Annotated in this window: 2 protein-coding genes; one reads left to right on the forward strand and one right to left on the reverse strand. The window is 66.3% G+C overall.

The features are described 5' to 3' along the window. Nucleotides 1-14: 14 nt before the first annotated feature. Nucleotides 15-7445: a cadherin domain-containing protein gene (locus OXK16_03855; GenBank protein ID MDE0375082.1), complete on the reverse strand. Its 7431-nt coding sequence runs from the start codon at nucleotides 7443-7445 to the stop codon at nucleotides 15-17. Between the two features lie 571 nt (nucleotides 7446-8016). Here OXK16_03855 and OXK16_03860 point away from each other — a divergent pair. Continuing rightward, nucleotides 8017-8937: hypothetical protein (locus tag OXK16_03860; GenBank protein MDE0375083.1), on the forward strand; the 921-nt coding region annotated here is incomplete at its 3' end.

The raw sequence follows: 8937 nt of genomic DNA on the forward strand, positions 1-8937 counted from the left end.
CCCATGACCAATAATCACAAGTCTGTAAGTGTCCACAAAACCGGGTCAACCTCACAAGTGACCTTGGCCCCCTCGGGGTCGCGGGCGCGCCAGGTGCCGACCGGCCCTGAATTGCCGCTCCGGTGGTACACCATCCTCTGGTCGGTTGTCACGATCGGAGGCTCGTCCACGTCGTCGATGTTGATCGTGACGTAGATGGTGTCCTTGCGACCGGAGGGGTCGGTGGCGACGACCCCCACCACGTAGCTCAGGCGGGCCTCCCGGTCGAGCGGGACCCGCGTCGACAACTGTCCTGTCACCCGGTCGATCTTGAACAACGCGGTGTGCGACCCGCTCAGGGAGTAGACGAGCGGGTCCCGGGCGCCGTCCGGGTCCACCGCCTCGACCGGATCCCCGATCGGCGTATCGGCGGGCTCGTTCTCGAGGACGCTGCGGGTTTTGTCCGTGTCGTCAAAGGCGGGCGGGCTGTTCTCCTCGGGCTCCGCACGCGGCGGGTTGTCGGCGGGGATCACGACCGTCTGCTCGGTGCCGTGGACGTCGGTGTAGGAGGCGGTGACAGAGAGAGACTGGCCCACATCACCCTCCTTGGGCGTGTAGGTGGGGGAATTGACGCTCTGCACGGCGAGGTCCGAGCCCCCGGGCGTGACGATGCTGGAGCCGCCTCCCTGCCAGAGTTCGGCGTCTCCCATCCCTCGCAGGAATATGGCCGCCTCGGGCTGCGATCGCCACATGGTGACTGCGTCCGTCCCCTTGAGGTCCTGGACGGCGCCCGCCCCGATCCCGCCAATGGCCACCGGGGGTCGGTCTGTCATGCTTGCCGCGGTAGAGAATCCCACGCTGGTCGTGCCCGACTGCCACGTCCAGTCGATCCCGCTCCGCGGTACCTCGGCGCCCTCCAGGGTCGCCCGCAGCGCGACGCCCACCTGCGGCTGCACGTGCGACAGGACGCCCTCGGCCGGTTCTTCGAGGTTGCGGACGGTGACCGTGACTTCCAGCGTGCCGGTCTCGAACCCGTCGAAGGCCCGCAGGGTCACTTCGTACACGTTGTCGCGATTGGCGTCCTGCGGCGACTCGCGGTCGGGCGGGGACTTGAAGGCGAGTTCTCCGTACTCGTTGTTGGTACCGCTCGAGGTGATGACGAAGTCGCCACCGTCGCGGCCCGCCAGCGACCAGCCGATGGCGAAGTCCTCCGGGTCGACGGCCGTGTACTCCCCGAGGGCGGCGGTGTCGCCCTCCGAGTAGTTGATGGTGGTCGACCCGCCGTTGATGGCGGGCGCCTCGTTCACATCCGTGACCGTGACGACCACATCCACGGTGGGTTGGGCCGCCCCGTCCGAGACCTGCACCGTCACCTCGTAGACGTTGTCGGAGTCGCTATCGGCGGGATTCTCGTAGTCCGGCGGGTTGGAGAAGCTGAGTTCCCCGTCTTCGTTGATGGCGAAGTCGCCGCCGTCGGCGCCGCCGGAGATGCTCCAGGTGACGGGATCGTTCTCGGGGTCGGCGGCCGTGTAGGTGCCGACCGGGTTAACGCTGCTCTCGGGGTAGTTCACGGCGGTCGGCCCGCCGGAGATGGTGACGTCCTCGTTCACGTCCGACACGGTGACCGTCACCTGGAGGGTGACGGTGTTGGTCCCGTCGGAGGCCCTGACGGTAACCAGGTACTCGTTGTCGCGGTTGGCGTCCCGCGGCGACTCATGGTCGGGGGTCTGCCGGAAGGTCAGTGCGCCGTCGGTGCTGATGGTGAAGTCGTTGGCGTCGGCGCCCGCCAGCGACCAGGTAATGGGATCGTTCTCGGGGTCGGTGGCGGTGTAGGTCTCCACCACGGCGGTGTCGTTCTCGTCGTGGCTGACGGCCGTCCCGCCGGTGACGGTCGGCGGCTCGTTCGACGCGCCGGCCCTGGTCACCCTCACCGTTACGTCCCTGGTGGCCGTGTTGGTCCCGTCCGAGGCGGTGACCGTCACCCGGTACTCGTTGTCGGCGTCGCTGTCGGTGGGGTTGTCGAAGTCCGGTGAAGAACTGAAGGTGAGCACGCCCGAGGAACTGATCTCCAGGTCGTCCGTGTCGGTGCCCGCCAGTGTCCAGGTGATGGTGGCGCCTTCGGGGTCGGTGGCCCTGTAGGTGCTTACCGCGTTGGTCCTGGTCTCGGCATAGGACACGGTCTCCTGCCCGGCGGTGAAGACGGGGGCCTCGTTCACGTTGGTCACGGTGACGGTCACCGCCCGGGTGGCAGAGACGGTTCCGTCCGAGGCCTTGACGGTCACGTCATAGACGTTGTTGCGTCCGCTGTCGGCGGGCCTCTCGTAGTCCGGAGAGGAGGTGAAGCTGAGCACGCCCTTGACGCCGCCACCCACCACGGCGACCTCGCTGATCTCGAAGTCGCCGGAGTCGGTGCCGGACAGCGACCAGGTGATAGTGGCCCCTTCTGGGTCGGTGGCGGCGTAGGTGTCCACCGCGGCGGTGCCGTTCTCGGCATAGCTCACGGTTTCCGACCCCTCGGTGAAGGTGGGTGGATCGTTCACGTTGGTCACGGTGACGGTGACCGCCAGGGTGCCGGCGTTGTTGTCGGCGTCCTTCGCCGTGACCGTCACCAGGTAGACGTTGTTCTGGTCGGCGTCCTGCGGCGACTCCCGGTTGGGGGCCTGCTTGAAGCTGAGTGCGCCGGCGGTGCTGATGTTGAAGTCGCCGGCATCGGTGCCCGCCAGCGACCAGGTGATGGCGCTGCCCTCCGGGTCGCTGGCCGCGTAGTCGCCCACCGATTTGTCGGCGCCCTCCGCCTTGGACACCGATGCGGATCCGGTCACGGTCGGCGACTCGTTCACGTTGGTGACGGTTACGGTTACCGCCCGAGTGACCGAGTTGGTTCCGTCGGAGGCCTTGACGGTCACCGAGTAGACGTTGTTGGTGTCGCTGTCGTCGGGGTCCTCGAAGTCAGGGGAGGAGGCGAAGGTGAGCTGCCCCGACGTGCTGATGTTGAAGTCTCCAGAGTCGGTGCCTTCCAGGGACCAGGTGATGGTGTCGTTGTCCTGGTCGGTGGCGGTGTAGGTGTCCACCGCGGCCGTGCCGTTCTCGGTATAGCTCACCGAGGTGTCCCCGCCGGTGAAGGTGGGCGCATGGTTGACGTCGGTAACCGTGACAGTCACGCTGAGGGAGACCTGGTTGGTCCCGTCCGAGGCTCTCACCGTCACCAGGTAGACGTTGTTGGTGTCGGCGTCCCTAGGCGTCCCTCTGTCGGGCGCCAGCTTGAAGCTGAGTGCTCCGCTGGTGCTGATGTTGAAGTCACCGGCGTCGGTGCCCGCCAGCGACCAGGTGATGGTGGCCCCTTCGGGATCGTTGGCCGTGTAGGTGGTCACCGACTTGTCGGCGCCCTCCGCCTTGGACACCGATGTGGAACCGGTGAGGGTGGGCGCCTCGTTCACGTTGGTCACGGTCACCGTCACCGCCCGGGTGGCGGAGAGGCTTCCGTCCGAGGCCTTCACCGTCACCTTGTAGACGTTGTTGGTGTCACTGTCGTCGGCGTCCTCGAAGTCAGGGGAGGAAGCGAAGGTGAGCTCCCCCGAGCTGCTGATGCTGAAATCGCCGGAGTCGGTGCCCTCCAGCGACCAGGTGATGGTGGCGCTCTCGGGATCGGTGGCCGTGTATGTGCCCACCGCGCCCGTGCCGTTCTCCGCGTAGTTCTTGGAAGTCGGCCCGCCGGTAAAGGTGGGCGCCTCGTTCACGTCGGTCACGGTCACCGTCACCGCCCGGGTGGCCGAATTGGTCCCGTCCGAGGCCTTCACCGTCACCTTGTAGACGTTGTTGGTGTCACTGTCGTCGGCGTCCTCGAAGTCAGGAGTGGAGGCGAAGGTGAGCTGCCCCGAACTGTTGATGCTGAAGTCCCCGGAATCGGTGCCCTCCACCGACCAGGTGATGGTGCTCCCTTCGGGGTCCGTGGCCGTGTATGTGTTCACTACGCCGGTGCCGTTCTCCGCGTAGTTCTTGGAAGTCGGCCCGCCGGTGAAAGCCGGCGCCTCGTTCACGTTGGTCACGGTCACCGTCACCGCCCGGGTGCCGGAATTGGTCCCGTCGGAGGCATTGACGGTCACCTGGTATACGTTGTTGCCGCCGTCGTCGGCGGGGCTCTCGAAGTCCGGGGTGGAGCCGAAGGTGAGTTGCCCCGAACTGCTGATGCTGAAGTCCCCGGAGTCGGTGCCCGACAGCGTCCAGGTGATGGTGCTCCCTTCGGGGTCGGTGGCCGTGTAGGTGCCGACCGCGGCGGTGCCGTTCTCTGCGTAGTTCTTGGTGGTGGGCCCGCCGGTCACGGTGGGCGCCTCGTTCACGTTGGTCACGGTGACGGTCACATCCCGGGTGACCGCGGCGATCCCGTCCGAGGCCTTGACCGTGATGTCATAGACGTTGTTTCCGCCGTCGTCGGCGGGGCTCTCGAAGTCCGGGGAGGAGGCGAAGGTGAGTTGCCCCGAACTGTTGATGCTGAAGTCCCCGGAGTCGGTTCCCTCCACCGACCAGTTGATGGTGGTCTGCTGCTCGTCGGTGGCGGTGTAGGTCTCCACCACCCCTGTTCCGTTCTCGGCGTAGCTCACGGAGGTGGACCCTCCGGTTATGGTCGGCGGGGTGTTCTCCTCGGTCACCCTGGTCACGGTCACCTGGACCGCCAGCGAGGTCGTGTGGGAACCGGCGGTGGCCACCACGTTGATCTCATATACCCGGTTCTGGTCGGCGTCCCGGAGTCCGTCAGTGGGCGTCTGCTTGAACGCGACCGCGCCTCCGGTGCTGATCTCGAAGTGGTTTGCGTCATCGCCCGTCACGCTCCAGGTGATGGCGTCGTTGTCCGAGTCGGCGCCGGTGTAGGTGGCCACCGTCTTGGCGCCGCCCTTTCCCTTGGTGATCGACCTGGGGCCGGTCACGGTGGGCGCCTCGTTGGCGTTGGTCACGGTGACGGTCACACTCCGGGTGATTTCGGTGGTGCCGTCGGAGGCTGTGACCGTCACCAGATAGGTGTTGTTGGTGTCACTGTCGGCGGCGTCCTCGAAGTCCGGTGTGACCTTGAAGCTGAGCACCCCGCCGTTGCTGATGGTGAGGTCGTCGGCGTCCGTGCCTGACAGTGAATAGGTGATGGGGTCGTTGTCCCCGTCGGTGGCGGTGTAGGTCCCCACCGGGTCGGTGGTCTCCTCGGTGTAGCTCACGGTGGTGGGACCGCCGGTCCAGGACGGCGCTTCCGCGACGTTGGTGACCGTGACCCGGACCGGCAGCGTGTCGAATGTGGAGCCATCCGACACCTTCACGATCAGCGAGTAGACGTTGTCGCCGTCGGGATCCTGGGGCGACTCCCGGTCGGGCGCCTGCTGGAAGGTGAGCACCCCGCCGCTGCTGATGTTGAAGTGGCTAGCGTCCGCCCCCACAACCGTCCAGGTGATGGTGGCGTTCTCGGGATCGGCGGCGGTGTAGGTCCCCACCGTTGTTCCGTTTTCCGCCACGCTCGGCGTTCTCGGGCCGGTGACGTTGGGCGTTTCGTTCACGTTGGTCACGTTGACGGTCACCGCCCGGGTGGCCGAGGCGACTCCGTCCGAGGCCGTGACCGTCACCTGATAATCGTTGCTGGTGTCACTGTCTGCGGGGCTCTCGAAGTCCAGCGGGGCCACGAGCCGGAGGTTCCCGAAGGCGCCGATCGTGAAGTGGGCCGAGTCGGTTCCCGTGACGCTCCAGTTAATCCCGTCGTTGTCGCCGTCGCTGGCGACATAGGTTCCCAACGCTACAGCGGTGCGGGTGTTCTCCATCGAGTTGACTGTGGTCGGCCCGCTGGTGATGGTGGGCGCCGTGTTGGTGGCGTCGGTCACCTTGACCGTCACGTCAAGGGTGTGAGACTTGCTTCCGTCCGAAGCCTTGACAGTAACTTCGTAGGTGCCGGCGGTCGAGGGCTGTTTGAAGCTAAGGGCGCCGGAACTGCTGATGTTGAACTGGTTTGCGTCGTCGCCTTCCAGCGACCAGGTTACGGTGCTCCCTTCCGGGTCACTGGCCGTGTAGGTGGCGATGGTGCCGGATTCCGCCGTCCCGAGTCTGACATTCTCGAGGCCCGACACCTTCGGGGCCTCCTGCAGGTCGGTTATCGTCACGGCGTAGGTCTGCTCGGTGGTGTTGAAACCGTCATGAGCCTTCAAGGTGAACCGGTAGACGTTGTCGCCGTCGCTGTCACCGGGATTCTCGAAGTCCGGTATCTTCAGTATGCCGATCGCCCATGCCCCGCCGAAGCCTTCTTCAAAGATGAAGAATTTGGCCGCATCCGGTCCCGCAATGGTCAGGCGGACGTTGTCTCTATTTCCGTCGTCCCGCATGGTCAGCTGATGGTTGATGTCGACGGTCTCCTGGTGACTGTGGGTCGTGGGGAAGGTGGTGCTAAAGATGGTGGGGGGATCGTTGTCCGGGTCTTCGCCGATCGTGACCGTGACGTCCAGGTCGCGGGCCCGTACACCGTCCCAGGCTCTTACGGTCAACTCGTAAACGTTGTCCCCGTCGGCGTCGGCGGGATTGTCGAAGTCGGGCGCGGCTGCGAATCTGACCGTGAGGTTCTGGTTGAGCGCGCCGCCGAAGCTGAAATTGAAGTCCCCTGCGTCGTCGCCCAACTTCCGCCAGTTCTGGATTGCCGGAGACGGATCGGTGATGGTGTAGGTCGCAACCGTCCGGTCCGAGCCCTCCAACCGTCTGACCGCGGTGTTCCCCTTGATCGCCGGCAAGACATCGACGGTGACGCGAAAATCCGACGACATCCCCGACTCGTCGGTGGCCACCACCTCGAACGTGTCGTGGCTGCCGTCGGGCACCTCCGAGACGCTGAGCTGACCCGCGCTGTTGATGGTGTAGTGGTCGGACTGGATCCCTTTCAGGCTCCAGTTGATCCTGCCGGACCCCCCGGTGGCGGTGTAGGTGGCCACGACGCCCGTGCCGCCCTCGACGTATGGCGGGTTCGCAGGCCCGGTAATCGTGGGCGGCTCATCGACGTCGACGACCCTGATCGTGATCAGTATGAAATCCTGGCTGACTGCGCCGTGACCGTCCCTCACGCGAACGCTCAATGTATAGGTCGACTTGGTCTCGAAGTCGAGGGGGTTCTTGGTGAGCAACTGCCCGGTCGAGGAATTGATGGAGAAGTGCCGGAAGCCGCCAGAGGAATTGTGGTCAAACAATGCGTAGGTCAGCGTGTCGCCGGCGTCGGGATCGTCCGCCGTAACAGGGTCGCCGAACGCCCTACCGGCAGGGGTGTTCTCCGCCACGGTGCGGTGACCGGTATCGCTGTCCGGGAAGTGCGGGACGGTGTTGGACTGCGCCGTCCGGAAGTCCTGCTCCGGCCCGATTTCGTGCCACGCCCCGCCCGGCGAGAGGGGATCTCGAAACGCGGGCTCGTTGGCGCCCCCCGGCAGCTGGCCGACCAGTCCGATCAGGAGCGCCAGCACCACACCTAGACGTAAGCGCTCGCTCCACGGGTGCCCTACATGAGGCCTCTCGATACGCCACGACGGGCGCCCGGCCGGGGCCAACTGCGCCCCGGCCGGGCGTGCGGGAACCGGAGACCGCCTCTGCCCTGCCCTAAGCGGGCGGTTCCGGCTACCCCACACCGCGAAACACCCCCCCCCAGCGAACCGGCGCGAGCCGGGCCGCCCGCGCCTCAAGAGGAGCCTTTGTGGATCCATATCGACCCGAAACCCTTTGGTTGCCATGAAATCGACATGTGCTGGCAGATTCTATACACGATATCTTTAGATTTCTTCCTCCGGGTTCCACCGAGGCGACACAGTCACTGGAGGAGGCGAGGGCAAGAAAGGAAGCCCATTGGAGCGTGTCACGGGGCTGGGAGGCCGGATACGGTTCGTCCGGCGCCTGTTGGTGGCACGTCCTTCGGCGACCCGGACATGCACGACATCTGAACGTGGTGCACGAGCGATTCAGAAACCTGCATCCGGTGCCGGGACGCTCCACCCCGGCGGGCGTGCCCTCCCCGGCTGCGGTTCCGGCTAGCTTCCTGATCCGATGAGCAGCTCGGGAGACGAGACCGTCCGGGCCGGGCCGATCGGGTCAGGCTCCCGCAACACCTACCTGGACATGATCAGGGGCGTGGCCATTCTCGGCATCCTGGTCATGAACGCCGTCGCCTTCGGCCTCGGCGCCGGTCCCTACTTCAACCTGTCGGCCGGTGGTTCGGACACGTGGCTGGACTGGCTGGTGGGAGCCTTCGGCGAGGTCTTCGTCGACCAGAAGTTCATGGGCCTCTTCTCGCTGCTCTTCGGCGCGGGTATCGCCCTGTTCTGCGACCGGGCCGCTACCCGGACGCATCGACCGGCGCTGCTGAGCCTGTGGCGCAACCTGCTCCTCCTGGGAATCGGCCTTCTCCACCTGCTGCTGTGGGAGGGGGACATCCTGGTGGGCTACGCGCTGGTCTCCCCCATCATCATCCTGCTCCGTAACCGCCGCCCGCGGACGCTCCTCGTCCTGGGTGGCGCGGCGCTGCTGCTGTCGCCCGTTGCCGCCCTCCTGTTCCAGGTTTCGCTTCCCGGCGACGGGAGCGGGCTGGGCGGGTTCTGGGCGGCCGGCCTCGAGGTCGGCCCCACGGCCGGATTGTTCATGATCGTGGACTTCGCGTCGCGAGCGGTCGGGATGATGCTGATCGGGGTTGCGCTCTACCGCACCGGGGTCATGACCGGTGACCGCCCGGCCGCGTTCTACCGGCGCATGGCTCGCACCGGCCTGGGGGTGGGCCTGCCGCTCGCCGCTCTCGGGCTGGTGTGGGTGGCGGCCCGCGACTTCTCCCCGGACGTGGCATTCGTCGGAACGATCCCGAACACGCTCGGGACCGCACCGGCGTCCTCGGCTACACCGGCCTCATCATCCTGTGGAACCGCCGGCCCGAGACCGCTCTGCACCGGCGCCTGCGGGCCGCCGGGCGGATGGCCC

The organism is bacterium (assembly GCA_028821235.1).
Taxonomy (GTDB): Bacteria; Actinomycetota; Acidimicrobiia; order Spongiisociales; family Spongiisociaceae; genus Spongiisocius.